Genomic DNA, 26,213 nt, shown 5'->3' on the forward strand with positions numbered 1-26,213 from the left:
GGAGGACATGCCAGATCTGAAGCAGTTCCGCCTGCCCGACGTCGGCGAGGGCCTGACCGAGGCCGAGATCGTCAGCTGGAAGGTGCAGCCGGGCGACACGGTCAAGACCAACGACATCATCGTCGAGATCGAGACCGCCAAGTCGCTGGTCGAGCTGCCGACGCCGTTCGCGGGCGTCGTCTCCGAGCTGCTCGTGCCCGAGGGGCAGACGGTCGACGTCGGCACGCCGATCATCTCCGTGGACGTCGCCCCCGGCAGCGGTGGCGGCGGTGGCGCCGATGGCGGCGGCGCCCAGGCGCCGCAGTCGTCCGAGCCGCAGGGCGCGGCGCCCGGCGCGACCGAGGTCGAGCAGGCGCCCGAGGAGGGCGCCGTCGAGCCCGGCCTCATCGGCGGCCCGGCCCCCGGTGGCCGCACCTCGGTGCTGGTGGGCTACGGCCCGCGCACGACGTCGGCGGTGCGCCGGCCGCGCAAGGCCAACGTCGACTCGTTCACCGAGGAGGGCGTCAAGCCGCAGCGTCACGGCGGCTACGAGATCGGCCGGATGGTCGAGCAGGAGATGGCCGAGAAGGCGTCGCAGCCTGAGCCCGAGCCGCACCGCGCCCCGCACGTCGACCTGCCGGGTCACCTCGGCCACGACGAGCAGCCGCGTCCGCACGGCAAGGTGCTCGCCAAGCCGCCGGTGCGCAAGCTCGCGCGTGACCTGGGCATCGAGATCTCCGAGGTCGCGGCCACCGGGCCGAACGGCACGGTGACCCGCGAGGACGTCCAGAACCACGCCTCGGGTGGAGGCGGGGCCGCTACCGCACCGGCCCGCGAGTACGGCGACTTCGCGCCGGCGTCGGCTGGGCAGCGCGAGACGCGCGTGCCGATCAAGAGCGTGCGCAAGATGACGGCGCAGGCCGTGACGGCGTCCGCCTTCACCGCCCCCCACGTCACCGAGTTCGTGCAGGTCGACGTCACGCGCACCATGAAGCTGGTCGAGCGGCTGCGTGCCGACCGCGAGTTCGCCGGTGTCAGGGTCTCGCCGCTGCTGGTGCTGGCCAAGGCGATGCTCATCGCGGCGCGGCGCAACCCGGAGATCAACGCCGCCTGGGACGAGGCGAACCAGGAGATCGTGATCAAGCACTTCGTCAACCTGGGGATCGCCGCGGCGACCCCGCGGGGGCTCGTGGTGCCGAACATCAAGGACGCGCACACCAAGTCGCTGCGCGAGCTGGCCGACGAGCTGGCGTCCCTCACGCAGACCGCGCGCGAGGGGCGCACTCAGCCCGCCGACATGGCCGGTGGGACGATCTCGATCACCAACGTCGGCGTCTTCGGCGTCGACACCGGGACGCCGATCCTCAACTCCGGTGAGGCGGCGATCCTCGCGTTCGGCCAGGTGCGCCCCATGCCGTGGGTGCACAAGGGCAAGGTGCGGGTGCGCCAGGTGACCACGCTGGGGCTGAGCTTCGACCACCGGCTGGTCGACGGCGACCTCGGCAGCCGGTTCCTCGCGGACGTCGCGGCGATCATGGAGCGTCCCGAGCAGGGGCTCGTCTGGGGCTGATCCCGCTCGGTTCACCGAGCTGACGCCGCGGGGCACCGGACGCTCGTCCGGTGCCCCGCGCGCGTTCGCCGTAGGGTGACCCGCGAGCCGAGGAAGGGACGTCATGGAGTCGCAGCGGATCGCCGGGCGCTACGAGGTGCTGCGTGCCATCGGGCGCGGCGGCATGGGTGTCGTGTGGCTCTGCCGGGACGACGTGCTGGGCCGGCAGGTCGCGGTCAAGCAGATCGGCGGCCTGCCCGGCGAGCCCGAGGTCGAGACCGCCCGGGCGATGCGCGAGGCGCGGGCGGCGGCTGCCCTCAACCACCCGGCCGCGGTGGCGGCGTACGACGTCGTCGACCACGAGGGGCGTCCGTACCTCGTCATGGAGTACGTCGAGGGGCGCACCCTCTCCGAGCTCGTCGCCGCCGAGGGGCCGCTGCCGCCGCGTCGCGTCGCCGACATCGGCGCCCAGCTGGCGGGGGCGCTCGCCGCCGCGCACCAGCGGGGGCTCGTGCACCGCGACGTCAAGGCCGGCAACGTGCTCATCGACGCCACGGGGCGTCCCAAGATCAGCGACTTCGGCATCGCCCGGCACGTCGGTGACGAGCAGCTGACCCAGACCGGGATGGTGTCGGGCACGCCGGCGTACCTGTCGCCTGAGCTGGCGCGCGGAGGTGACCCCGACCCGGCGTCCGACGTGTGGGCGCTCGGCGCGACGCTCTACCTCGCCGCCGAGGGGCAGCCGCCGTACGAGCCGCGAGCGAACTCCCTCGCTCTGCTCAGCGACATCGCGACGACCCCGCCGCGGCCGATGGTGCGCACCACCGGGCCGCTCGCCGACGTCGTGCTGTCGATGATGGACCGCGACCCGGCCGCACGGCCCGACATGCAGACCGTGGGCCAACGCCTGGGGGTGATCGCGGCCTCGCAGGACGACGCCGACGCCGCTGCCGCTGCAGCTGCGGCCGCTGCCGGGCCGGCGACGCGCATCATGCCGGCGGCGGTTCCGGCGCCTGCTGAGCCACCGCCCGCTGAGCCACCGCCTGCTGAGCCACCGCTTGCCGGGCCACCGCTGGCCGGGCCGCCGCCTGCTGAGCCGCCGGACCGGCGCCGCCGGCTGCTCGTCCCGCTGCTCGCAGCACTGCTGCTGCTGGCCGTGATCGGCGCCGTCTACGCCCTGACCCGGCCGGGCGAGGGCGGCACCCCGGGCCGGACGCCGTCCGCGACCGGCTCGAGCAGTCCCCGGCCGACGACCCAGAAGACCTCGGCGCCCTCGACGTCCTCGACGTCCTCCTCGTCCTCCTCGTCGACGTCGTCCACGCCGTCGACGTCAACCAGCTCCTCCAGCTCTTCGTCGACCTCGCAGACCAGCTCCACCACCTCGACGCCGCCCCCACCCGCCAGCTCGGACGCGGCCGTGGCGCAGTTCGTCCGGTCGTACTTCCACGACGTCACGCGCGACCGCGACACCACCTGGCAGCAGCTCACGCCGAAGATGCAGGAGGCCGCCGGTGGCCGCGACGGGTACGAGGGCTTCTGGAGCACCATCGACTCGGTGAGCGTCGACGAACTGAAGGCGGACGCGAAGAAGGGCCGCGCCGACGTCACGTTGACCTACACGCGCACCGACGGCACGACGTCCACCGAGCAGCACCGCCTCGAGATCGTCCGCGACGGCGACCGCTACCTCATCGACGCAGACCACCGCCTCTAGCCCCGCATCATCGAGAGCAGAGAAGTCGGGCACCTGGCCGACCCTGTCTGCCCCACTTCTCTGGTGTCGACGCTGCCTGTGGACAACGCCGCGGGCGGGGCTCACTGATCCACCACAGTGGTGCGGGTGCCTGCCCGTGCCGAGATCCCACCTCAGCTGCTCAGGCGACCGTTCACCGTGGCCGAGGCTCGTCGGCTCGGGGTCAGCGCCGACGTACTACGTGGCCGGCGGTTCCGGGCACCGTTTCGCGGCGTGCGGGTGCCGGCCGACCTGCCCGACGACCTCACGACCCTTTGCCGCGCAGCCTCGCTCGTCCTTCCGGATGATGCCCGGTTCTGCGGCCCCACCGCGGCGACGCTGCACGCGATCCCTCTGCCGCCGCGGGCCACGGCTACGCCGCTCGCCGTGGCGACCTCGACGCGCGGGTTGGCCATCCGAGGAGTCGCCATCCGCGCTGAGACAGAGCCAGGGCGCCGGTGCCTGAAGCACGGTCTGGCTCTCAGTGAGCCTGCGTGGAGCTGGGCTGAGCTGGCCCGGTCGCTCGACGTGGAGGATCTCGTGGTGGCGGGCGATCACCTGCTGCGCCGCGGGCTCGCCGGGCGAGCTGCTCTGCACCTCGTGGTCGAGGCGTGGGCCGGCAAGCGCGGCGTCCGGCGGCTGGCTCGAGCGCTGCCACTGCTCGACGGTGGCGCCGACTCGCCGATGGAGTCGCGCCTGCGCCTGCTGCTGGTGCGGGGCGGTCTGCCGAACCCCTGCGTCAACCGCGACGTCGTCGAGGACGGCGTGTGGCTGGCTCGGCCCGACCTCAGCTACCCCGAGCAGCGCATCGCCATCGAGTACGAAGGCGACCAGCATCGCACCGACCGCCGGCAGTGGAAGAGCGACAAGACCCGCCGACGGTTGCTCGAGGACCACGGGTGGCTGGTGATCGAGGTCATCGACGACGACGTCTACAAAACGCCCGTGCTGACCGTGGCGCGCGTGCGCGCCGCTCTCGCCAGCAGGAGTCGCTAGCGACAGCAGAGAAGTGGGGCACCTGGACCACTCCAGGTGCCCCACTTCTCTGAACTCGAGCGGTCAGGGGGCCGGGGGAGCCTGCGCTGCTGCGCGTTCGGCGGCCGCGGCCTGCAGACCGGACTGCGTCCGCAGCTCGACCTGCGGGAGGAACACCGCGACCGCCAGGCCGACCAGCATCACCGCGGCCGCGCACCAGAACACCAGCGACATCGAGTCGGAGAACCCGACGAGGAACGGACGCGCCAGCCGCGGATCGAGAGTGTTGAGGAACGACGAGTCGTCCAGCGCACCGAGGCTCTTCAGGCCGCCGGTCTTGAGCTGGCGGGCGAAGTCCGCGTTCGCCGGGTCACGCAGCGCGGCCTGGAACGCCGGCGTCGGCGAGATCCGCTCGAACGCCGCCGCCAGCTTGTCGGGCAGCGAGCTGAAGAGCACCGACAGGAAGACCGCGACACCGAGCGTGCCGCCGATCTGACGGAAGAACGTCGCGGACGACGTCGCCACGCCGATGTCGCGGGGCGAGACGGCGTTCTGGATGGCGAGCACCAGCGGCTGCATGCAGTTGCCGAGCCCGAAGCCGAACACGAACATCACCAGCATCGTCTGCCAGAGCGGCGTGTCCGCGTTCACCTGGGCGAAGAGCACCAGGCCCACCAGCGCGAGGGCCGTGCCGATCACCGGGTAGATCTTGTAGCGGCCGGTCTTGGAGATGAGCTGGCCGGAGATGATCGAGGCGCTCATGATGCCGAGCGTCATCGGCAGCAGCTGCAGGCCGGCCTCGGTGGGCGACGCGCCGCGCACGATCTGCAGGTACAGCGGGATCGACACGATGCCGCCGAACATGCCGACACCGATGATGATGTTGGCCACCGTGCTCACCGACACCGTGCGGTCGCGGAAGAGCCGCAGCGGGATCAGCGCCTCGTCGCCCATCGAGCGCTCGGCGAGCAGGAACGCCACGATGCCGACGACGCCGATCACGTAGGCCGTGATCGAGCGACCCGAGCCCCAGCCCCACGTGCGGCCCTGCTCGGCCACGGTGAGCAGCGGCACGAGGGCGACGGCGAGGGCGACGGCGCCCTTCCAGTCGATCCGGTGGTCGTGGCGGTGGTGGGTGATGTTGAGCGTGTGGTTGACGACGTACAGCGCGGCGATGCCGATCGGCACGTTGACGAGGAAGACCCAGCGCCAGCCGGTGATGCCGACGATCGAGTCGGCCCCGGCGAAGAAGCCACCGATGACCGGGCCGAGCACGCTCGAGGTGCCGAAGACGGCGAGGAAGTAGCCCTGGTACTTGGCGCGCTCACGCGGCGGCACGATGTCGCCGATGATCGCGAGGGCGAGTGAGAACAGGCCGCCCGCGCCGATGCCCTGGAGCGCCCGGAAGCCGGCGAGCATGTACATGGACGTCGCGAAGGTGCACATCAGCGAGCCGATGACGAAGATCGAGATGGCCGTGATGAAGAACGGCTTGCGGCCGTAGATGTCCGACAGCTTGCCGTAGAGCGGCGTGGCGATGGTCGAGGTGATGAGGTAGGCGGTGGTCACCCACGCCTGCACCGACAGCCCGTGCAGGTCGTCGGCGATGGTGCGGATCGCCGTCGCGACGATGGTCTGGTCGAGGGCGGCGAGGAACATGCCCATGAGCAGCCCGGTGAGGATCGTGAGGATCTGGCGGTGCGTCAGCTCCGCACCCCCGGACGTCGACGGTGCGGCCCCGGCCGCGGCTTCGGTGGTCATGCGGTCTCCAGCGAGTCGAGGGTCTTGAGCAAGCGCGGTCGGTGGCGCTCGAGGTCGGTGGTGAAGCGGTCGAGCAGGTGAGCGAGCGTGGCGACGTCGGCCGGGTCCCAGTCGACGAGCACGCTGGCGATGAGGCCGTCGCGCTCGGCGCGCATCTGGTCGAACAGCGCGCGGCCCGCATCGGTGGCGGCCAGCTGGACGGCGCGTCCGTCGTCCGGGTCGGGACGGCGCTCGACGAGGCCGTGCTCGACCAGCGAGGCGGTCTGGCGGCTGATGGTGGAGGGGTCGGAGCACACCATCTCGGCGAGCGCGCTCGAGCGCATGGCCCCGGCCTTCACCAGGTGGAACAGCACGACGTACGCCGACCACTCGACGCCGTGCCGCGCCCGGTTGGTGAGGTGCGCTCGCAGTGCGGCGACCTGACGGGTGAGCCGCACCACCTGGGCGCTCAGCTCGCTGCTCGCGGCGTGCGCCGCTGCGGGCGGCGGCGCGGCGCCCTCGTCGGCCACGTCGGATGGCGACGGCTGACGAGACACGACACCTCCACGAATAGATAGTTGCATGAGACAAGCAACGGAAAGGGTGCACCCGCACAGCCGCCCGGCGCAAATCAGTTTCGCGCCAGCCGCCTACCCTGGGGGCATGTCCGCCGACGCCCGCCTCTCACGTGAGGGTGCCGCGTCGCGCCTGCTCGTCGTGGTGGCGGCGCTGGGTGCCGCCGGAGTGGTGGCCGTCGTCGCCGGCCTGTCGCTGACCGGCGCCGCGGCCGCCTCACTCGTCGCCGATCCGGGCGCCGTGACGCGCTGGGGGCTGCCGCTGGTGCGGGTGGTCAACGACGTCGCGGCGAGCCTCACCATCGGCTTGCTGGTGCTGGCGGCCGTGGCGCTGCCCGCTGCCGGGGCCCCCTGGCGTCCGGCTCGATCCTCGTCCGGCCCGCAGCCGCAGGTCGACGGTGTGACCGCGTGGGCGGTGCGGGTCGCGGCCGCGACGGGCGTGGTCTGGGCGGTCGCGGGTGTGGTGGTGCTGGTGCTGAGCTACGCCCGCCTGGCCGGCGTCGCGCCGTCCGACCCCGCGTTCGCGACCCAGCTGGGCAGCTTCATCACCTCCATCGACCTGCTGCGCTCGCTGCTCGTCAGCGTGCTCGTCGTGGCCGTGGTCGCCACGGGGGCTGCGGTGGCCACGCGGCACACCACCGTCGGCTGGCTCGCCGCACTGGCGATCGTCGCCCTGCTGCCGGTGGCGCTCACCGGCCACTCCGCCGGGGCGGCCGACCACGAGCTGGCCGTCGACAGCCTGGCCTTCCACCTCGTGGGCGTCACGGTGTGGGTCGGTGGGCTGGGTGCCTTGGTGGCCGTGCGCGGCCGGCTCGGTGCGCTCACTCCGGGGGTGGTGCGCCGCTACTCCACCTTGGCCTTGTGGTGCTTCGTGCTCGTGGCTGGCTCCGGCGTGGTCAACGCGGCGATCCGGCTCGGCGGCTGGGCCGGGCTGGGCACCCGCTACGGCGTGCTCGTCGTGGGCAAGGTCGTGGCGCTGGTGCTGTTGGGTGCGGCCGGCGCCGTGCACCGGCGCACCACCATCGCCAGGCTGGACGCGTCGTCCGGTGCGGCCCAGTCCGTCGCGCGGCGCGCGGTGGCGCCGTTCTGGCGCCTCGCCGCAGGTGAGGTCGTGGTGATGGGCGCTGCGGTCGGCCTCGCCGTGGCGCTGGCCAACTCGGCCCCACCCGTGCAGGAGGTCGTCAGCTCCGACGTCGCCCTGGCCGTCACCGGCTACCCGATGCCGCCCGCACCGGACGCCCTCACCTGGCTCACGGCCTGGCGTGTCGACCTGCTCTGGACGGCGGTCGCCGCGCTCCTCATCGGCCTCTACGTCACCGGGGCGGTGCGGCTCGCGCGTCGCGGCGATCACTGGCCGGTGCTGCGCACGGTGGCCTGGGTGGCCGGGGCCCTGATCATGGTGTGGGCGACGAGCGGCGCGCCGGGCATCTACGGGCGGGTGCTCTTCAGCTCGCACATGCTCGGACACATGGTCATGTCGATGGTCGTGCCGCCGCTGCTGGTGCTCGGCGCGCCCGTGACGCTCGCCCTGCGCACCCTGCCGAGCCGGCGCGACGGCAGCCGGGGCCCGCGCGAGTGGCTGCTCGAGGTCGTGCACTCGCGCGTCCTCGGGGTGCTGGGCCACCCGATCGTGGCCGCCGGGTTCTTCGCCGTCAGCCTCATCGTCTTCTACTACTCGCCGCTGTTCGAGCTCGCGCTGCGCACCCACACCGGTCACGTGCTGATGCACCTGCACTTCCTGCTCGCCGGCTACCTGTTCGCGAGCGTGCTCATCGGCGTCGACCCCGGCCCGCAGCGGCCGCCGTACCCGATGCGCCTGCTGCTGCTGTTCGCCACCATGGCGTTCCACGCGTTCTTCGGCGTCGCGCTCGTGTCGGGGTCGCAGCTGCTGGGCGGTGAGGTGCTCGCCCACCTGGGCCGCACGTGGGGTCGCAGCCCGATCGCCGACCAGCAGTACGGCGGCGCGGTGGCGTGGGGGATCGGCGAGCTGCCGACCCTGCTGCTGGGCATGGGCGTCGCCCTGGCCTGGGTGCGTTCGGACGACCGCGAGGCCCGCCGCAGCGACCGGCGCGCCGACCGAGACGGCGACAGCGAGCTCGCGGAGTACAACGACAGGCTGGCTCGGCTGGCCGCACACGACCACGATGAAGGAGCGCGTCGATGAGGGTCGCAGTCGTGCAGGTGGCCTACGGCGACGACGAGCCCGTGGCCGACCGCGTGGCGCGGGTCGCCGACCTGGTGCGGGCGCAGGCGGGTCACGACCTCGTGGTGCTGCCCGAGCTGTGGGCGCCCGGAGGGTTCGCCTACCGCCAGTGGGCCGAGCGCGCCGAGCCCCTCGACGGCCGCACCGTCACCGCGCTGCGCGAGGCGGCGCGCGAGGCCGGCGTCGTGCTGCACGCCGGCTCGATCGTCGAGGCCGCCGCTGACGGCGCCGACCGCGGTGAGAGCGGCCGCGGCCGGTGGAACACCTCGGTGCTCGTCGGCCCCGACGGCGCGCTGATCGCCACCTACCGCAAGATCCACCGCTTCGGCTTCGGCGAGGGTGAGCCGCAGCTGCTCGAGGCCGGCACCGACGTCGTGGTCGCGGACGTCCCGTGCCCGGCGTCCGGCGGTGACGTCCGGCTGGGCCTGGCCACCTGCTACGACCTGCGCTTCCCCGAGCTCTTCCGCCGCCTGCTCGACGGCGGGGCCCAGGTGGTGGTGGTTCCGGCCGCGTGGCCCGCGGCGCGCGTGGCCCACTGGACGTTGCTCGGGCGCGCCCGCGCGATCGAGGACCAGGTGTTCGTCGTCGCCTGCAACACCGCGGGCACGCACTCCGGGCACGCCATGGGCGGCTGCAGCCAGGTGGTCGGGCCGACGGGTGAGGTGCTGGCCGAGGCCGCGCAGGGTGAGCAGGTGCTGTCGGTGGAGCTCGACGTCGACGGGCTGGACGGCGTCCGGCGCGCGTTTCCCGTGCTCGCTGACCGGAGGTTGTGATGGGCTTCTACGCGCTGATCGGTGTCGTGAGCCTCGTGCTCCTTCCGTTGTCGTACAAGCGGTCTGGGTCGATGACGCACTACGTCCCCGTGACAGGTGCGCCCATCGTGTGGCTGCTGCTGATGGTGGCGTCCGGCACCGCCGCGATCAGTGAGGCGGCCGGGGATCCCGGCACGTCGCAGGCGGTGTTCAGCGGCGGGCTGATCGGCACGGCCTTCGTGCAGATCGTCCTGCTGCGTCGGATCCGAGCTCTCGGGGACAGCCCGGGCGCCGGCGGCGTGGCCGCGGACCGGGAGGTCACCGACCGGACGCGCGAGAGCTCCGGCGACTGAACCTCAAGCGAGCCTGCCTGCCTGCCGATACTCGGGGCATGCGTCGTGTTCTCATCCGCAGCGTGCTGCCCGCGATCGTCCTGCTCGTCGCCGCGCTCGTCGCGCCCAGCGGGGCGCCAGCGTCCTCCTCCCCGGCTGTCGCGGCGGCTGCGTACGTGGCTCCGTCCGCGTCGCACCCGTACAGCGACCCGGTCTGGTTCCCGCTGCGGACGACGGCACAGATCACGTGCGTGTACAGCAACTGCAGCGGGCCGTACCACGGCTACTGGGCCATGGACCTCGACGGCAACCTGGGTGACCCGATCTACGCGGCCGGCGCGGGTGTCTTCCACGTCGGTGCCATCGACTCGGGGTGTCGCGCCAGCGCCAACGACGAGGGCGGTACGTGGGTGTGGATCGACCACGGCGCCGGCAAGGTGTCGCGGTACCACCACCTGGACTCGGTGGTGGCGAAGGAGGGGCAGTACGTCACTCCCTCGACGGTGATCGGCCGCATGGGTCACAGCGGCGACATCGCACCGTGCACCACCAACTACCTGCACTTCGAGGTGCGCACCGGCGGCGTGAAGGGCAGCCGAGTGAACCCGGGCACGATGTACGCCTGCGTCAACGGCACGCGACAGGCCTGGCCGCAGCAGTTCGGGAAGTCTTCGTGGAACTACCTGACCCGCGGTGCGGTGCACACCCCGGCCTCGACCACCTGCTCGACCTCGGCCTGGACGGCGACCCCGGCCGCCCCGTCGTCCGTGACGGGTGCGCGCGGAGCGGGCATGGCTCGCGTGGCCTGGGCCGCGGCGCCGTCGGGCACCAACCGCGTGGTCGTCGCGATCGAGACCTACCACCCGAGCGTCCCCGAGTGGGGTGCGCCGGTGTATCGCACGCTGTCGGCGACGACGCGGAGCACGCTGTACACGGGGCTGCAGAACGGTCGCCACTACCGGTTCAAGGTCGCGTTCCACAACGGCGCCGGCAACAGCGCGTGGAGCCGCTACGTCTACGTCACCCCGGCCGCTCGGCCCTCCGCGCCGCGAGTCGCCCGGTGGCTGACCGCCACCACCACGAAGATCCGCTACGCCTGGTGGAAGTCGGCTGAGCACGGGACGCCGGTGACGAGCTACACGGTCGCCAGCCGCGGCTACAGCAAGTCCGGCTGGTCGCGCTGGCACTACGTGAAGGTGTCGCCCTCGACGTACAACTACAACTGGACCTCCGTCACGCGCGGCAAGCTGTACCAGGTGACGGTGCGCGCCAACAGTGCGGTGGGAGCGAGCGCCTGGGCGCCGCGCAAGTACATCCGCGTGCCGCGCTGAACTAGGCTTCACCGGGCGGATCACAACCATGAGCGCGAGCTAAAGCAGATGGCACGTAGCATGTCGTCCTATGCTCTCGCCATCCACCCGTGAGACGCCTGATCGACTATGCCGCAGGGCAACCAACCGACCGGAGAGTCTCCGTGGCGCATGACCCAACGGGAATGCGGGCTGGCGCATCAACCGACGTGGGGCCGCCCGTCCGGCTTGCGGGCCTGGACGGTCTTCGTGGCATCGCTGTCCTATTGGTGGTGCTCTCTCATATTGGGTGGCCGGGGTTTGGCCCGACCGGCTCAACTGGAGTCACAGTATTCTTCACCTTGTCGGGGTTCCTGATCACGGCGCTCTTGCTTGAGGAGCACGACCGTAAGGGAAGAATCGATCTCGGTGCGTTTTGGGTCCGTCGGGGGCTGCGGCTGTTCCCGGCTCTTTGGCTCTTCGTGATACTGGCCGGCGTGGTTGCTGTAGGCGTTGGGATAATGACGATTCTCGGTTTCCTGCGGACCGCTGCAGCGCCCCTCTTCTACATCGCCAACTTTGTGGATCCCCAGACCCTCGGGCCATTTCGTCACACTTGGTCGCTGGCTGTCGAGGAGCAGTTCTACCTCATCTGGCCGGGCCTCATGATCATCGCTGCACGGATCCCCCGGCGCCGTTTGCCGATTGTGCTTGCCATTGCGACAGTCTTGGCGTGCTGGTGGAGACTTCACCAGGGCTTGGCTCCCGTCGATTACGGCTCCAAACTGGTCTACGAGGCAATGATCCACCGGACCGATACGTGTGCGTTCTCGCTTCTGGCTGGAGCAACTTTGTCGGCTGCTCTCCGGGCGGGGCTTCGTCTTCCTCGTCTGAACGACATAGCGTCCGACGTGGTATGCGCGTCTCTAGTGGTAGTCCCTCTCGCCCTCGGCGGATTGGTCGGGCTTAGTGGAGTCACTGGGCCGGTCTTCGCCACGGCGTGCGCTCTTGCACTGATCGTGGCTGCAGCCGGTCGTCGCGCGGGGATGCTGCAGACGTCATCGCTCCGAGCACTGGGCCGAATTTCCTACGGCTGGTATCTCTGGCATTATCTCGGGGTCTGGCTAGTACACCACTTCTCGAGCTATCGCGATGCTCCGCTAGCTTGGGGGTTAGCGGTCGCGGTCTCCTCGCTGCTCCTCGCCGCTGTGTCGTGGCGGATCGTGGAACGGCCCATATTGCGACTTAAGAGGCGATTCGAGAGGTCGTCAATCGCTGCGGTGGTGCCGAACTAAAATCTCGCACTCGTTGGGAGTGTCTGGCTGCGCGAACAATGGGCCGCGGGATTCGGCTCCGGTGTCTTGGGCAGTGCAGCTTGTGAGAATTACCGTCCATACACGTCGTCGATACGCACAATGTCGTGTTCGTCGAATTTGCCGAACGCCACTTCAAGGACGCGCCCTGCCGTGCGCCCGTGGTTCGCAATCCGGTGCTCAATTCCACACGCGATCCACACGGCTTCGCCCGCCTCGGCCGTCCACGTTCGCTCTCCAGCCGTCACATCGAGTGGCACATCGAGGATCTTCCACATTTCTCCGCGGGCGGAGTGCGTCTGCAAGCTCAGCCGCTCTCCTGAGTGCACGGTGAGAATCTTGACGGTTACTTCCTGGTTCAGAACGAACTGCTCGAACGAACCCCACGGGCGATGTGAGACCACGATGTCGGGTCTCGGGTCGGTGAAGATCTGCTCGTCCATCTCTGGGTTGTCGGTCACGTCGTCAACCTGTCCTGTTCGAAGGCTTGTTCTGTCAGGAGTTCTGCGACCACCGAGGTGGCGAACCCCTCAGCCATCTTCAGCGGTGTCTGTGCCCGGCTGAAGCCGCGCGCCTGCTCACGGGCGTGCCGTGCGTTCTCGGGTGACGCGGTGAAGCGTTGGAGCGCCGCCTGCAGCGCCTCTGCCAGTGAGTCGTCATCCCTCAGCTCGAATGTCTGCATGGGCAGGGACGACTCCAAGTCCCGGACGGCACCGGTTCGCGGCGCGACAACGGGAAGGCCGAATGTCTGGGCGAGCAGAAGTGCGCCGGAGTTCAAGATGCCGGCGTACGGGAGCACGGCCAGGTCAGCAGCCGTCATCCATACTTGGAGCTGGTCGTCGGGAACGTGTTCGAACCGGCTCACGATGCGGGGATGCGCTTCGCACAGCTGCTGCAGCTCGACGACGCCCGGAAAGCGACCGGGTTTGCCGGCGACCAGGAGTCGCAGCGTGGGGTCCGTCTTGCTCAGCCGTTCGAAGATTGTCAGCAGACGGCTGAGCCCCTTGTAGGGGCGAATCCCCCCGAGGGCGATGATGGCCCGGTCGTGCGCCGCGATCCCGAGGCGTTCTCTTGCGGCCGCCTTGGAGATCCACAGCGGGTAGATGCCCTCGTAGCTGCTGTGCTCGACGACCCGCACCCGCTCGGCTGGCAGATCGTAGTACGGGCGGACGGCGTCCAGCGTTGCGGACGAGAGCACGTGGATGCGATCCGCGTGCTCCGCCAAGAGGCGAGCCAGCTGTATCTCGGCCCATCGGTGGTTGGCGTCGTGTGGGAGGACGTTGTGGACGGTCCACACCAGCTTGCCGCCTCGCATCTTGAACTGGCGCAGCAGATCACTGAACAGGTCGAGTACCTGCTTGGCGCGAAACGGCCCGCGGGCCCACTGGAGGATGGGTCCGGTCCAGTGGATGTGGAGGATCCCGGGTGATGCGTCACCGGCCAGTACGTTCTTCAGGTGCTGGATGACGTCGGGCACGGGCACCGGGTGGGCGCCTACTGTCCCCAACGCCTCATACAGCATCGCCTGGTAGGGGTTACCTGCGCGGTAATCGGGGAAGAAGTGCAGCGCTTGCCTGGGCGCAACGCTGTCTGGCGCTTCTCCGTCAATGAGGTCTCCGAGCACGTCGCAGAATGCCGTGGCTCTCGCCTGCCACGAGTGGTCGCGGCGGACGACGGTGGCGAGGTGGTTGGCCATGGCGCGCGTGCCGTCAGGATCGGCGCGGCGTTCGGCCAGCCGGGCACTGAGGCTCTCTGCGTCGGTGTAGTGCGGGACCTCGGGAAGCCCCAGCTCCCGGATTCCGAGGATTCCGTTCATCACGGGTAGCGCTCCGCAAGCGGCGCTCTCGAAGAACCGGCTGTTGAGGGAGCCATACCCCACGGTGGTGGGATTCATGTCGTCGATGACCAGGCGTGTCTGCGCGTAGATCAGTGGCAGCGAGAAGTACGGAACAGAGGGACGATGCCACCGTCCAAGACGTGCGGGGGCGCCAGCCGCGTTGCCGATCATCACCACGTCGGCATCATCTGCAAGGTCGATGAGGGCTTGGTGGACGTTGCGGACGCTGCCCCAGAAGTGCGCCGTGGTCACCGCAGTGGGCACACGCAGCTGATCCTCCGGAGGGAGGGTGAAGAGCTGAGTGTCCACGCCGATAGGTAGGACCCCCGCCGCTGCAGGCGTCCAACGCGCGAGTTCGCGCAGAGCCAGGGCGGAGGATGCGATGACGCGGTCATACGCGATCAACTTCCCTGAAGCGCACCACCGATCCGTCTCGTTGCGGACCCATGCGATGACAGGTGTGCCGTGCGGAACGACCGATGGTTCGAATGTCGGCAGCATGGCAACGACCAGGGAGGTGGGTTCGAGTGCGTTCCACTGGTTTCGAGGCACGAGCACGATGCCGAACCCCAGTTCAACCAGAGCGAGGCCGAGCCCGGCGGCGACGTACACGTCGCCCCGGCCCTCATCGAGGTCGCATGTATAGACGCAGAACGTGATACGGCCGCGTGGGCCGTTCGAGTGCTCACCCCGGATGAGTGCTTCGTACTGCGCTCGGCGCACCCACTGCTGCGACATGTCGGTGCTCAACCTGTTCGCCAGACGCAGCCCGTCGGCGGCTGCCGCCGCCCCCATCAGCGCCCTCCTCGCATCTTGCCGACGACTCGACGAAGCTTCCACACCGACCGGGACGTAAGGGTGATGGCTCGCGATCCTTCATATCGGGCGAGTTTCCGCTGCTGGCTGGCGCGAGTCTCGCGTAGTGCGGCGCGCTGCCTTCGCAGTTCCCGGTTGCGTTTGCGGCATGCGTCCAGGTCGGCCTTGAGCCGCGCCATCTCGGCGTTGATTGCGGTCAGCTCGGCGGCACCGAGTTCCATCTCGTGCGCCGTGTTCTCGCGCTCCTCGGCCAGCAACTCTCGGGCGCGGTCACGCTCGGCTTGTGCCGTGATGAGTCGTCCCGCGAGGTCTTCCCGCAGCCTGGACAGCGCCGCGTCGTGTTCCTGTGAGAGCGACAGCAACGCTTGTGAGTGAGCACGCTCCTGCTCGACACGCTCGGCATCGGCTTGCTCGAGCCTTGCCTGGAGCTCCTGCTGACTGGCACGCGCGGCTTCTGATGCGCGGAACGTCTCGGCTCGGTGGTGTTCGAGCGTCTCACGGGCCGCAGCGAGCTGGCCGGCTGCGTCCGACCGGCGAGCCCGGACAACGTACTGAGACGTCCCGCAATCGGCGTTCAGCTCGCGCAGCCGCTGTCGAACGTCGGCAGGAACCTGCAGGGCTCGGTCGAAAGAGGCGGTCTGCTCGAGGGTGCGCATCGTGCGGTCGACCGTCGTGATGATGAAACCGTTCTGCTCCAGCAGTCGGCGGAGGCTGTCATGGGTGAACCACCGAACGTGCGTGGCATCGAGGATGCCGGTCCGCATGTACCTGAAGTCTCCCAGTAGCAACTCAGCAATGACGCTCTCGTGGGCTGCGTTGGGTACGGAGATCAGCATAAGTCCGCCGTCGGCAAGCAAGTTCGCCCGCGTGATGCGTTGGAGGAGCGCCCCGGGGTCGCGCAGGTGCTCCAGCACATCGGCCAAGATGATGACGTCGTAGCCTCCCGACGACAGCTGCGATTCCCAGTCGTCGCTCTCGAGGTCGGCTCGGATCGTTCGGAGGCCGGACGACGCCAGGGACTCGAGGGCCTCCGCGTCAGAGTCGACGCACGTCACATCGCGCCCCTGCTCTTCGTGCAAGCGCCGGGAGACGATTGCTGGACCGGATCCGAGATCCAGGACGCGCGGGCCGGCGGCAGTGGCGGCGCGGAAGATCGCAGCCGCGGTGTTGTTCTGGTCGTCGGCGTCGAATTCGTAGCCGTACTTCAACGAGTTCATGGTGCGTTCTCCGAGATCAGGGCGAGAGGGAGGCCTTCGGTCCGGCCAGCGCGGCCAGCGCGAGCATCAGAGGTGGCTTGCTCGACCAAACGGTCGAACTCAGCCAAGGCAGACGGTGCTCGCTGCTCCACCTTGAGGCGCCAGGGCGACAGGAAGTGCTCCCGCAGACTGTCCAGCGCCTGCTCCGGATCCAGCCGCAGGCAGTCCTTAGCGAAGAGATACCGGTTCCGGGTCATGTAGTACAGGTAGTAGGGCGTTGGCAGCCACCCGCTCGACCGCTTCAAGTGCGTCAGCCTGGCTCGCTGATCGATTCTTGTGCGGAAGCCCGCGGCTTGGGTACGACGGCAGAAATCGACCTCCTCGAAGTAGAGGAAGTACTGCTCCGGTATCAACCCAACTGTCTCGAACACTCGCCGACGCACCAGCATTGACGCCCCGGTGACGTAGTCAACGTCGAACGCGCGAGGCGCTCCTGCCTCGGACTCGAGCACGCTCAAATTCAGGTGTGAGGTGCTGCCATGGTCATCGACGTCGACGATGCCACCATCGAACCAGATCCGCGTGGGGTGTCCTGGGTACACGATGCGCGGACCGACGATCCCGCAATCCGGCACGCGCCCCAACTCGTCAAGCAGCAGATCCAGCGTGGTCGGCTCGACTCGGGTGTCAGGGTTGAGGATCCAGACGTAGTCAAGGCCCTTCTCGAGCAGATGGCGAATGCCGACGTTGTTGCCCGTGGCGTAGCCGAGGTTGCCCCCGCTGCACAGCACGGTGGCGCGGTCACCCACGAGGTCCTTCAGGTTCTGGTGTTTCGGCCCGTCCGCGGCGTTGTCGACCACTACGACGTCCAAGGACAGGTTGTCGGAGAGTTCCAGCGTGTGGAGGCACGCGAGAGTGTCGGTGGGGTCGCCGTAGTTGAGGATGACGACGCCCGTCATTACCGCGCTCATCGAGTCTCGCCTCTCTGGGTGCCCATGGTCGGATTGGTCAGCACGGGAGCTGTCTGTCGATGGCCGCAGGGCGCAGTTCGGACAGCGGTTCATGGCTGGGAGTACCTACGGTGACGAGCTGACCCACGCCTGGGCGCAGGACGTCGATGGCGTGCGGCCGGGGATTGAACTGCTGCTGAAGCGTCTGCCCAGCGATGTGACTTCGTGTCGTCTGCGGTTGACCGCCGCGGGGCGTCCTGTTCATGCGTCCACGAGCCCGCTTGTGGCCGCCTGGGGTTCCTTAGGCAGTATCTCCAGCAGGCTGTCTCCCGCACACCGCAGCGTCTGGCGCTGTCCCCGCGACGGGCCGCTGGAGAAACGGGTCCCCGCGGAGATCGCTCCGGTCGGCGTGTCCAGCACGACCCGGGGGTCGTGCGTGCCGGGGGGGATGGACACATGGGCAGTGCTCACTTGCCAAGCGGTGGACTTCCGATCGTCGGTGGGACGCAGCTCGGCTGGAAGCGCCAGCGCGGCGCCCTTGAGCCGCAGCGAGACCGACACGTTCAGTTCATGTACCGGGGCCGTGCCCTTGATGCGAACGGTGCCCCGCAGCACGGCCCGATCGCCGGTGACCTCGACGTCGTCCACCGTGGCGATGACCGCGCCGGCTCGCGCGAGGGGGTCCGGCTCGTCTGCCGGCTGCCCGGCGTACAGCACGCCGTCGTGCGCCCACACCGAACGCACAGGTTCCGACGCGGTGACGTAGTCGTCCCAGTCGCCGCGGATCACAGCCGAGTAGGCGAGCCGGTGCTGGAGCGTGCGGGTGGCGGAGAAGATCGCCTCCGTACTCACCTGTCGGTACACCGCACCGCATCGCGTGAAGAGCTCGCGAGCGCGCTGCTCGTCCAGCTGAGCGCCGCGGAGCAGGAAGCCCTGCATGCTGCGGGCCAGGAAGGCGTCCAGCACCGCTTGACGCTCGGGCGTCAGCTCGGGGCGCAGCCCCACGAGGTGCTCGACGACCTGCAGGTGGTCGAAGAAGTTCTGCTCGCGCTCGAAGTGGGCGTCCATGATCGAGCCTGCGCGGCGCCGGTACAGCTGCACGACGTCAGGCACGAACGTGACCGTGGGTGAGCGCAACATCAGGGGGACGGTGACGTAGGTGTCCTGGTGGTGGATGCCCACGGCGAAGCTCAGTCCGTACTTCTGCAGCGCCGAGCGCTTGATGAGCTTGTTACCCGGAGCGCTGTTGTGGACGGCCGCTGCAGCGTCCTCGATGGGTAGTGACGTGGGGGCGGCGAGCTCGGTGAACACCGCGTCCCACGGGTAGTGCTTCGTCTCTGGGAACGACCGCATGGCACCGACGACGAGCGCGTCGCCGGTCTCCTGCGCCGCGCGGTGCAGCAGGTCGAGGCCGCCCGGCACCAGCCGGTCGTCGCCGTCCAGGAACATCACGTACGCACCGGTGGCGAGCGCCAGACCGGCGTTGCGAGCGCCGCCCGGGCCGGGCCCCTGGTTGGCCTGCGACACCACGCTGACGTTGGGGTACTGGACGGCGAAAGCCTGGGCCACGTGCGCCGTCTCGTCGGTGCTGCCGTCGTCGACGACGATGATCTCGCACCGGTCGAAGATCTCCTGCACGACGAGCGAGCCGAGGCACTCCCCGAGGTACTCGGCGACGTCGAAGGCGGGGATGACGACGGTCACCGCCGGCCGGCGGCGCAGTGCCGCAAGGGTTCTCGACAGCACAGGTGCTACTTCTCGAAGCTGCTGGGCAGCGGCAGGTAGCTCGACAGGAAGCCGTGCATCAGCGCCGCCTGCGCCGCAGGGTCCATCGCGCTGCTGTCGTGGTCGTTGAGGCAGAAGACGTCGTAGTCGCGAGTGCGCAGTAGGCGCCGCAGTCGTGCCGGCGTGGCGGCTGCCGCGATGTCGGCGTACTCGTACCGGATGCGACCAGGCACCGCTCGCCCGGTCTGGTAGGCGTACATGTGGTGGAGCGACGCGGCGATCGAGTAGTCGGTCTCGCGCCGGAACTGATGCGAAGCGGTCTCCGAGAAGATCTCGGGGAAGCGCTCCTCGAGCTCGAACAGCACCGACCGCCGCTGGCTGTGCGCCACGTGCTTGTACTTGTTGGTCGGGGTGACGTCGAACGCCTTGTGGAGCAGGTCGCGGCTGTTCTTGCCGGCGCTCATGCTCGGCATGTCGAGCGGCGTGCTCTGCCCCAGACCCAGCTTGGCCTGCGAGGTGAAGAACTTCGCGAGGCCGTTCGAGTGGAAGAACACGTCAGGCGCCACCGGCCGACCGAAGAACACGTCGTCGTTGAGGTAGAGGTAGTGCTCCGACAGGCCGTCCAGGTGGTGCAGCTGGGACTCGATCGCGTGGGAGTTGAACGTCGGCAACCGGCCGCGGTCGGCGAACAGCTCGCGGTGGCTCACGATCCGCAGCTTCGGGTGCGACAGCTGGAGCCAGTCGGGTACTTGGTCGTCGGTGACGAGGTACACGGTGCGGACCCAGTCGGCGTACGTGTCGAGCGAGCGCAGCGAGTAGCGCAGCTCGTCGCGAGACTTGAACCGTGAGTCGTGCACGGCGAACTCGTGCAGCGTGCCCAGGCCCGCGGCCTGGTGAGCCTGCTGCTTGCGGGCCTTCCACTCGGGATCGTCCCCGTCGACCCAGGTGTAGACGACGTCGACGGGGAACGGGACGTCGAACTGGTGGTGCTGCCCTGCGGCCGGCAGGCCGCGCCGCTGCACGCCGTCGACCTCGACCACCCCGGGTTCACCGTGACCGAGGTGCACCGTCTCGGTCCACCGGTTGGGCCGTGGGGCGATCAGGGCGCCGGCGGGCACCGGCTCCCCGAGTTGCAGGGAGCTGAGATCGCGGTCGGTGCGCCTCCACAGCTCCAGGTCGCAGCCGAAGTCGACGCCGGCGAGCGCGTCACCGTCGAAGCTGGCGTACGGCTCGAACACGCGCAGCGCGTCGGCACTGCGGCGCCGGGGAACGAGTCCGAGCGACGTCGCCGGGGCGTTCTTGCGACCGGACACCCAGGAGGCGTAGACGGGGCGGCCGATCGCGGCCACGCGCAGGGCAGCCAGCGCCGTGTCGAACTGGTCGCGGTCGATCGCCACCACGCGCCGTCGCTGCAACGGCGCGTCGACGACGACGTGCGGGACGCCCGCCTTCTCGAGCGCGTCGAGCACCAGCGCGGCGTTGGCCGCGAGCACCTCGCTCGCCCGGAAGCTGGTGGCCACGCGCGCGAGCAACCGCTCGCCGCGGTACTCGATGGCCGTCACCGGCACGGCGAAGCGGCCCGACTGGCGGCGTGACGCGCGGGCCAGGCGCAGCTGACGCACGCGGCGCTGGACTCGGCTCTCGCCGTGGAGCAGGTCGCGGGCGGTGGTCCAGACCCCGGCCGGCAGGCTCCGGTACGCCAAGACTGCGACGCGGCGAGGCACCAGGCCAGCGATCGGTCGCACGCCCTACCTCCCCTGCTGGCTGAGCTGCCGCGCCAGCCCCTGGACTCGTTGAGGAGTCTTCCTGCCGCGTCTGGGTCGTCGTCTTACTTGCTAAGGTACAGATACTGGGCGTCAGTCTAGCGAAACGGGCGTGAGGTGCAGCCCTCGCCACGGTCGTGGACGGTTCGTGGCGAACCGCTCGATATCATCCCCTCCGATGGATGATCACACACCGCGGCGTCGTGCCCGCGTGCGCGCCCCCGAGCTGCAGGGTCGCGGATGGCTCAACACCGGCGGCCGCGACGTCAGCCTGGCCGACCTTCGCGGCAAGGTCGTCGTGCTCGACTTCTGGACGTTCTGCTGCGTCAACTGCCTGCACGTGCTCGACGAGCTGCGGCCCCTGGAGGAGAAGTACGGCGACGTGCTGGTGCTCGTCGGCGTGCACTCGCCGAAGTTCGAGCACGAGGCGGACGCCGACGCGCTGGCCGCCGCGGTCGAGCGCTACGAGGTGCACCACGCCGTCCTCGACGACCCCGAGCTCGTGACGTGGAAGGCCTTCGCGGCCCGCGCCTGGCCGACGCTGTCGGTGATCGACCCCGAGGGGTACGTCGTCGCGCAGCTCTCCGGTGAGGGGCACGCGCACGGTCTGGCGGTGCTCATCGAGGAGCTCATCGCCGAGCACGAGGCCAAGGGCACGCTGCACCGCGGCAACGGCCCGTACGTGCCGCCACCTCCGCCGTCCACCGCGCTGCGCTTCCCCGGCAAGGTGATCCGACTGCCGGACGGCGGGCTGCTCGTGAGCGACACCGCCCACCACCAGCTGGTCGAGCTCGACGACGACCTGGTCACCGAGCGGCGCCGGATCGGCGACGGCGTCCGAGGCCTGCTCGACGGCGCGACGCCGCGGCTGAGCGAACCTCAGGGACTCGTGCGGCTGCCGGAAACCGTTGCGGCGCAAGTCGGGTACGACGTCGTCGTCGCCGACACCGTCAACCACGCACTGCGCGGGCTGCGCCTTCGGGACGGCGGACTGCTGACGATCGCGGGCACTGGGCAGCAGCTGCGCCAACGCGTCGCCGTCGAGGACGGCGCCAGACCCGCTGCGGCACAAGACCTCTCGTCACCCTGGGACCTCGCGTGGTTCGACGACGCCGTGGTCGTGGCCATGGCTGGCTCGCACCAGCTCTGGCGGTTCGACCCGGTGGCCGGCTCCGTCGAGGTGGTTGCCGGCACGAGCGCCGAGGGCGTGCGTGACGGCGCCGGGCAGCACGCGTGGTTCGCCCAGCCCTCGGGCCTGGCGACGTCCGCGGACGGCGAGACGCTGTGGATCGCCGACTCCGAGACGTCCGCGCTGCGCCACCTGCGTCGCGCGCCGGACGACCCCGCGCTCGACGGTGCCCGCTACGAGGTGCTCACCGACGTCGGCACCGGCCTCTTCGACTTCGGGCACGTCGACGGCAAGGCCGCCGAGGCGCTGCTGCAGCACCCGCTCGGCGTGACCGTGCTGCCCGACGGCTCGGTGGCCGTGAGCGACACCTACAACGGTGCGGTGCGGCGGTTCGACCCAGTCGTCGGCGAGGTGTCGACCCTGGCGACCGGTCTGGCCGAGCCCAGTGCCGCCGTCCTCGACACCGTCGACGGCGCACCCGTGCTGGTGGTCGTGGAGTCGAGCGCGCACCGACTCACTCGGGTGGCGATCCCCGCCGAGGCCCAGCAGGTCGACGGTGGGGCCCGGCGCACCCAGCGACCGCCCACCGACCTCGCGGCGGGATCCGTGGCGCTCGAGGTGGCGTTCGTGCCCCCGGCCGGCCAGCACCTCGACCACCGGTGGGGCGACCCGACGCGGCTGGTCGTGAGTGCCACCCCGCCCGAGCTGCTCGTCGAGGGCGCCGGAGCCGAGCGCGGCCTCACTCGCCAGCTGCACCTGGCGGGCGACGTGGGCGAGGGTGTGCTGCACGTGAGCGTCCAGGCGGCCGCGTGCGACGGTGACCCCGACACCGGCGAGGTGCCCGAGAACGCCGCCTGCCACCTCTACCAGCAGGACTGGGGCATCCCCGTGCGGCTGGTCGACGGGGCGCCGTCCGAGCTCACGCTCGACCTGCGCGCCACCTGATCACCGGGGAAGCTGCGGGTGCGGACGTGCGAAGGGCCGGTGCCCACGGCACCGGCCCTTCGCATCACCCCGAGGTGCGTGTCGATCAGAGCGGCTCGCGGTCGTCGTACACGCGGCGCTCCTCGACGACGTCCGCGTCGCGGGTCGCCACTCGGCGGCGGCGAGGTGCGAAGACGAGCGCGGTCATGATGAGGCCGATGATGCCGACGACGACGAGGATCCAGCCGATGACGTTGATGTCGAGGCCGGAGATGTCGAAGTGCACGGCAAGGGCCAGGATCAGGCCGACTGCGATCAGGAAGATGCTCGCGCCGATGCCCATGGTGTGAACCTCCAGGGGTCGAGCGGGCCGCTCTGGCCCGCTGTCGCCCCTAGTTACCCACGAGTCCGCGGCCCTCGCACGTCGAGATCACCCGATCGAGGGATCGTGCACTTCGGATCCGAGGTGCACGCCCGGCGCCGACGACGGCGTCAGCTCAGAACGCCTCCTCCGGCACGTCCATGAGGGCGTTGTCGGTGGCCTCGGCGATCGCGCGCTCGGCGGTGATCTTCGGCAGCACGGTGCGCGCGAAGAACGACGCAGCCGCGATCTTGCCCGTGTAGAACGCACGGTCGGACGCCGACACCTCGCCGGCCAGCGCGCGCTGAGCCACCTCGGCCTGGCGCAGCAGCAGCCAACCCACGACGAGGTCGCCGGCGGCGAGCAGCAGGCGCGTGGTGTTCTGGCCCACCTTGTAGATGTTGGCGATGTCGCCGCCCTGGCGCGGGTCGGACGACATGAGGGCGCCCACCATGGCCCCGACGATGCCCTGGACGTCCTCGAGTGCCTTGCCCAGCAGCTCGCGCTCGGCGGCGAGGTCGCCGTCGCCACCCTTGACGAACTCCTGGATCTGCATCGCGAGGTGCCCGAGCGCCTGGCCCTTGTCGCGCACGATCTTGCGGAAGAAGAAGTCCATGCCCTGGATCGCCGTGGTGCCCTCGTAGAGGGTGTCGATCTTGGCGTCACGCACGTACTGCTCGACGGGGTAGTCCTGCAGGAAGCCCGAGCCACCGAAGGTCTGCAGCGACTCGGTGCCCAGCAGTACCCAGGCCCGCTCGGACCCGCAGCCCTTGACGATCGGCAGCAGCAGGTCGTTGACGCGGGCGGCCATGTTGGCGGCCGAACCCTCCTCGAAGTCCTCGCTGCCGGCGGCCAGGCCGGCCACGTCGACGGCGTCCTGCTGGCTCGCGGTGAAGAGCATCACCGCGCGCAGCCCCTCGGCGTACGCCTTCTGCAGCATGAGCGAGCGGCGCACGTCGGGGTGGTGCGTGATGGTCACGCGCGGCGCGGCCTTGTCGGTCATCTGCGTGAGGTCGGCGCCCTGCACGCGCTCCTTGGCGTAGTCCAGGGCGTTGAGGTAGCCGGTCGACAGGGTGGCGATGGCCTTGGTGCCCACCATCATCCGGGCGAACTCGATGATCTTGAACATCTGGGCGATGCCGTCGTGGACGTCGCCGAGCAGCGTGCCTACGGCGGGGATGCCGTCGACCTCGCCGAACCGCACCTCGCACGTCGTCGAGACCTTGAGGCCCATCTTGTGCTCGACGTTGGTGACGAAGGCGCCGTTGCGCTCGCCCATCTCGCCGGTCTCGACGTCGACGTGGAACTTCGGCACGACGAACAGCGACAGGCCCTTGGTGCCGGGGCCTGCGCCTTCGGGGCGCGCCAGCACGAAGTGCACGACGTTGTCGTAGATGTCGGCCTCACCGCTGGTGATGAAGCGCTTGACGCCGGTGATGTGCCAGGTGCCGTCGGGCTGCTGCACCGCCTTGGTGCGGCCGGCGCCGACGTCGGATCCGGCGTCCGGCTCGGTGAGCACCATGGTGCAGCCCCAGCGACCGTCGACGAGGTGCTGGGCGAGCTTCTTCTGCTCGTCGGTGCCGAGCCCGTAGAGCACCTTGGCGAACGCGAAGCCGGCGGAGTACATGTGCACCGCGGGGTTGGAGCCGAGCACGAGCTCGGCCATGGCCCAGCGCAGCGACGGCGGGACGACGGTGCCGCCGAGCTCAGCGGGGATGTCGGTGCGCCACCACTCGGCGTCCAGGTAGGCCTGGTAGCTCTTGCGGAACGCCTCGGGCAGCTGTGCCGTGTAGGTCTTCGGGTCGTAGACGGGCGGGTTGCGGTCGGAGTCGAGCAGGCTCGCAGCCAGCTCGTTCTCGGCGAGGCGGGCCACCTCGCGCACCATCTCGCGAGCGGTGTCGGCGTCGATCTCGGCGTACGGACCGCTGCCGAGCAGCTCCTGGCGATCGAGCACCTCGAAGAGGTTGAACTCGATGTCGCGGACGTTGGACTTGTAGTGGCCCATGGTGAGGGGTCCTTCCGGCTCGCGCGGCTCAGCGTCTCGATCAGGGCAGGCGCAGTTACCCGCCAGTAACCCATGATGCTACTGGCCGGTAACCTGCGCAACCCTCGGGGCTCAGCCCGCCGTCTTCACCGCGAGCACCGGGCACTCCAGACCCAGCAGCAGCGCCTGGGCCGTCGAGCCGAGGAGCAGCTTGCCGACCGGCGAGCGCCGCCGCAGGCCCACCACGACGACGTCGGCCCGCGTCGCTTCGGCGACCTCGATGATCCCCTGCGCCGGGTCCGTGCCCGCGGGCAGCGCCTCGAGCCGCGCGCTGACGCCCGCCGACGTCAGCTGCTCGACCACCGCGTCGAGCTCCTGCTCCTCGGTGAACGGGCCGGGCGCCGTCGCTGCGGGCCGGGGCACCGAGACCACCACCACGTCCGTGCTGCGGCGGCGCGCCTCGGCGAGGGCGGCCTCGAGCGCCGCGGCGCCCTCGGGGGTGGGGACGTAGGCGAGGACGACGCTCACGGGCTCTCCTTCAGGACGCCGGCACGCAGCGGCCGGGTGAGGCCATCGTGCCGCCGCGGCGACCGCCGCGACAGGTGGGCTGGGGCCGTATCGAGGAATGGGACCGCCTGCGCTTGCGTTGACTACCCCCAAGGGGTATGTTCACCTATACCCTCCAGGGGTACGACGAAACGAGGAGCTGCATGTCCACCGCCGACACCACCCCCTCTGCTGGGCCGAGCACCCACGCCCTGCCCGGCTACCACGACACCAAGGACGCCCAGCTGAAGCGGCTGCGCCGCATCGAGGGGCAGGTGCGCGGGATCGCCCGCATGGTCGAGGAGGAGCAGTACTGCATCGACGTGCTGACCCAGGTGTCAGCGGCCACCAAGGCGCTGCAGGCGGTGGCGCTCGGGCTGCTCGACGAGCACATGTCGCACTGCCTGGTGCAGGCCGTCGCCACCGGAGGCGAGGAGCGCGACGAGAAGCTGCGCGAGGCCTCGCAGGCCATCGCGCGGCTCGTGCGGTCCTGACCGTCGTTCCGCCACCCGTAAACCCGCCACCCGCCACCCATCGCCCTGT

Annotated in this window: 21 protein-coding genes; 10 read left to right on the top strand and 11 right to left on the bottom strand. The window is 70.0% G+C overall.

Going from position 1 to position 26,213, the window contains the following annotated elements; all coding sequences use genetic code 11:
• Positions 1-7: 7 nt before the first annotated feature.
• The 3 genes from ASD06_RS17350 (at position 8) to ASD06_RS19010 (ending at position 4,256) form a co-directional block, all read left to right on the top strand.
• Positions 8-1,549: a dihydrolipoamide acetyltransferase family protein gene (locus ASD06_RS17350; RefSeq protein WP_056680533.1), complete on the top strand. Its 1,542-nt coding sequence runs from the start codon at positions 8-10 to the stop codon at positions 1,547-1,549.
• A gap of 103 nt (positions 1,550-1,652) precedes the next feature.
• Positions 1,653-3,242 (top strand): serine/threonine-protein kinase, encoded by a 1,590-nt coding sequence (locus tag ASD06_RS17355; protein ID WP_056680537.1) that lies wholly within the window; start codon positions 1,653-1,655, stop codon positions 3,240-3,242.
• Positions 3,243-3,788: 546 nt separating this feature from the next.
• Positions 3,789-4,256, top strand: coding sequence for a DUF559 domain-containing protein (locus tag ASD06_RS19010; RefSeq protein ID WP_162248104.1), 468 nt, complete (start codon positions 3,789-3,791; stop codon positions 4,254-4,256).
• Positions 4,257-4,319: 63 nt separating this feature from the next.
• Here ASD06_RS19010 and ASD06_RS17365 read toward each other — a convergent pair whose 3' ends face one another.
• Together ASD06_RS17365 and ASD06_RS17370 are read right to left on the bottom strand one after the other, a co-directional pair.
• Positions 4,320-5,996, bottom strand: coding sequence for an MDR family MFS transporter (locus ASD06_RS17365; RefSeq protein ID WP_056680543.1), 1,677 nt, complete (start codon positions 5,994-5,996; stop codon positions 4,320-4,322).
• A complete protein-coding gene (locus ASD06_RS17370; RefSeq protein ID WP_162248105.1) occupies positions 5,993-6,532 on the bottom strand; it encodes a MarR family winged helix-turn-helix transcriptional regulator in 540 nt (179 codons plus the stop codon). Before ASD06_RS17370 ends, ASD06_RS17365 begins: the two co-directional genes overlap by 4 nt.
• Positions 6,533-6,638: 106 nt before the next feature.
• On the opposite strand from ASD06_RS17370, the gene ASD06_RS17375 reads away from it, so the two are divergent.
• The 5 genes from ASD06_RS17375 (at position 6,639) to ASD06_RS17395 (ending at position 12,421) form a co-directional block, all read left to right on the top strand.
• The gene (locus ASD06_RS17375) at positions 6,639-8,714 is read left to right on the top strand and encodes a bifunctional copper resistance protein CopD/cytochrome c oxidase assembly protein (protein WP_056680549.1); all 2,076 of its coding nucleotides are present in this window, start codon (positions 6,639-6,641) and stop codon (positions 8,712-8,714) included.
• Positions 8,711-9,526, top strand: a complete 816-nt coding sequence (locus ASD06_RS17380; protein WP_056680552.1) for a carbon-nitrogen family hydrolase — start codon at positions 8,711-8,713, stop codon at positions 9,524-9,526. Before ASD06_RS17375 ends, ASD06_RS17380 begins: the two co-directional genes overlap by 4 nt.
• The gene (locus tag ASD06_RS17385) at positions 9,526-9,858 is read left to right on the top strand and encodes a hypothetical protein (protein ID WP_056680555.1); all 333 of its coding nucleotides are present in this window, start codon (positions 9,526-9,528) and stop codon (positions 9,856-9,858) included. The genes ASD06_RS17380 and ASD06_RS17385 overlap by 1 nt, the downstream gene beginning before the upstream one ends.
• Positions 9,859-9,896: 38 nt before the next feature.
• Positions 9,897-11,168, top strand: a complete 1,272-nt coding sequence (locus ASD06_RS17390; RefSeq protein ID WP_056680559.1) for a peptidoglycan DD-metalloendopeptidase family protein — start codon at positions 9,897-9,899, stop codon at positions 11,166-11,168.
• Between the two features lie 89 nt (positions 11,169-11,257).
• Positions 11,258-12,421 (top strand): acyltransferase, encoded by a 1,164-nt coding sequence (locus tag ASD06_RS17395; RefSeq protein ID WP_157371778.1) that lies wholly within the window; start codon positions 11,258-11,260, stop codon positions 12,419-12,421.
• Between the two features lie 89 nt (positions 12,422-12,510).
• On the opposite strand, the gene ASD06_RS17400 is transcribed toward ASD06_RS17395, so the two are convergent.
• From ASD06_RS17400 to ASD06_RS17425, 6 genes are all read right to left on the bottom strand, one after another.
• Positions 12,511-12,900, bottom strand: a complete 390-nt coding sequence (locus ASD06_RS17400; RefSeq protein ID WP_200942289.1) for a phosphomannose isomerase type II C-terminal cupin domain — start codon at positions 12,898-12,900, stop codon at positions 12,511-12,513.
• Positions 12,897-15,071, bottom strand: a complete 2,175-nt coding sequence (locus tag ASD06_RS17405; protein ID WP_056680565.1) for a glycosyltransferase — start codon at positions 15,069-15,071, stop codon at positions 12,897-12,899. Before ASD06_RS17405 ends, ASD06_RS17400 begins: the two co-directional genes overlap by 4 nt.
• Positions 15,071-16,309, bottom strand: coding sequence for a bifunctional 2-polyprenyl-6-hydroxyphenol methylase/3-demethylubiquinol 3-O-methyltransferase UbiG (locus ASD06_RS17410; RefSeq protein WP_056680569.1), 1,239 nt, complete (start codon positions 16,307-16,309; stop codon positions 15,071-15,073). Before ASD06_RS17410 ends, ASD06_RS17405 begins: the two co-directional genes overlap by 1 nt.
• Complete coding sequence (locus ASD06_RS17415) at positions 16,306-17,259, bottom strand: glycosyltransferase family 2 protein (protein WP_056680572.1); 954 nt, start codon at positions 17,257-17,259, stop codon at positions 16,306-16,308. The genes ASD06_RS17410 and ASD06_RS17415 overlap by 4 nt, the downstream gene beginning before the upstream one ends.
• Before the next feature lie 240 nt (positions 17,260-17,499).
• On the bottom strand, positions 17,500-18,984 hold the full coding sequence (locus ASD06_RS17420) for a glycosyltransferase family 2 protein (RefSeq protein WP_162248106.1): 1,485 nt from the start codon (positions 18,982-18,984) through the stop codon (positions 17,500-17,502).
• Positions 18,985-18,989: 5 nt separating this feature from the next.
• Positions 18,990-20,666 (bottom strand): stealth family protein, encoded by a 1,677-nt coding sequence (locus ASD06_RS17425; RefSeq protein ID WP_162248107.1) that lies wholly within the window; start codon positions 20,664-20,666, stop codon positions 18,990-18,992.
• Positions 20,667-20,904: 238 nt separating this feature from the next.
• Here ASD06_RS17425 and ASD06_RS17430 point away from each other — a divergent pair, with 238 nt between their 5' ends.
• Positions 20,905-22,800: an NHL domain-containing thioredoxin family protein gene (locus tag ASD06_RS17430; RefSeq protein WP_056680580.1), complete on the top strand. Its 1,896-nt coding sequence runs from the start codon at positions 20,905-20,907 to the stop codon at positions 22,798-22,800.
• Between the two features lie 85 nt (positions 22,801-22,885).
• Here ASD06_RS17430 and ASD06_RS17435 read toward each other — a convergent pair whose 3' ends face one another.
• The 3 genes from ASD06_RS17435 to ASD06_RS17445 form a co-directional block, all read right to left on the bottom strand.
• Positions 22,886-23,122 (bottom strand): DUF6458 family protein, encoded by a 237-nt coding sequence (locus ASD06_RS17435; protein ID WP_056680584.1) that lies wholly within the window; start codon positions 23,120-23,122, stop codon positions 22,886-22,888.
• A gap of 154 nt (positions 23,123-23,276) precedes the next feature.
• Positions 23,277-25,145: an acyl-CoA dehydrogenase gene (locus ASD06_RS17440; RefSeq protein WP_056680587.1), complete on the bottom strand. Its 1,869-nt coding sequence runs from the start codon at positions 25,143-25,145 to the stop codon at positions 23,277-23,279.
• Between the two features lie 111 nt (positions 25,146-25,256).
• Positions 25,257-25,652 (bottom strand): universal stress protein, encoded by a 396-nt coding sequence (locus tag ASD06_RS17445; RefSeq protein WP_056680590.1) that lies wholly within the window; start codon positions 25,650-25,652, stop codon positions 25,257-25,259.
• 182 nt (positions 25,653-25,834) lie between these two features.
• Between ASD06_RS17445 and ASD06_RS19805 the strand changes: the two genes are divergently transcribed.
• Complete coding sequence (locus ASD06_RS19805; RefSeq protein WP_200942290.1) at positions 25,835-26,164, top strand: metal-sensitive transcriptional regulator; 330 nt, start codon at positions 25,835-25,837, stop codon at positions 26,162-26,164.
• Positions 26,165-26,213 lie beyond the last annotated feature (49 nt).

The sequence above is a fragment of the Angustibacter sp. Root456 genome (assembly GCF_001426435.1).
Lineage (GTDB): Bacteria > Actinomycetota > Actinomycetes > Actinomycetales > Angustibacteraceae > Angustibacter.

Coding starts and splice junctions, on each gene's coding strand:
- ASD06_RS17350 (WP_056680533.1), top strand. CDS start 8: ATGCCAGATCTGAAGCAGTTCCGCCTGCCCGACGTCGGCGAGGGCCTG.
- ASD06_RS17355 (WP_056680537.1), top strand. CDS start 1,653: ATGGAGTCGCAGCGGATCGCCGGGCGCTACGAGGTGCTGCGTGCCATC.
- ASD06_RS17365 (WP_056680543.1), bottom strand. CDS start 5,996: ATGACCACCGAAGCCGCGGCCGGGGCCGCACCGTCGACGTCCGGGGGT.
- ASD06_RS17375 (WP_056680549.1), top strand. CDS start 6,639: ATGTCCGCCGACGCCCGCCTCTCACGTGAGGGTGCCGCGTCGCGCCTG.
- ASD06_RS17380 (WP_056680552.1), top strand. CDS start 8,711: ATGAGGGTCGCAGTCGTGCAGGTGGCCTACGGCGACGACGAGCCCGTG.
- ASD06_RS17385 (WP_056680555.1), top strand. CDS start 9,526: ATGGGCTTCTACGCGCTGATCGGTGTCGTGAGCCTCGTGCTCCTTCCG.
- ASD06_RS17390 (WP_056680559.1), top strand. CDS start 9,897: ATGCGTCGTGTTCTCATCCGCAGCGTGCTGCCCGCGATCGTCCTGCTC.
- ASD06_RS17405 (WP_056680565.1), bottom strand. CDS start 15,071: ATGGGGGCGGCGGCAGCCGCCGACGGGCTGCGTCTGGCGAACAGGTTG.
- ASD06_RS17410 (WP_056680569.1), bottom strand. CDS start 16,309: ATGAACTCGTTGAAGTACGGCTACGAATTCGACGCCGACGACCAGAAC.
- ASD06_RS17415 (WP_056680572.1), bottom strand. CDS start 17,259: ATGAGCGCGGTAATGACGGGCGTCGTCATCCTCAACTACGGCGACCCC.
- ASD06_RS17430 (WP_056680580.1), top strand. CDS start 20,905: ATGGATGATCACACACCGCGGCGTCGTGCCCGCGTGCGCGCCCCCGAG.
- ASD06_RS17435 (WP_056680584.1), bottom strand. CDS start 23,122: ATGGGCATCGGCGCGAGCATCTTCCTGATCGCAGTCGGCCTGATCCTG.
- ASD06_RS17440 (WP_056680587.1), bottom strand. CDS start 25,145: ATGGGCCACTACAAGTCCAACGTCCGCGACATCGAGTTCAACCTCTTC.
- ASD06_RS19805 (WP_200942290.1), top strand. CDS start 25,835: ATGTCCACCGCCGACACCACCCCCTCTGCTGGGCCGAGCACCCACGCC.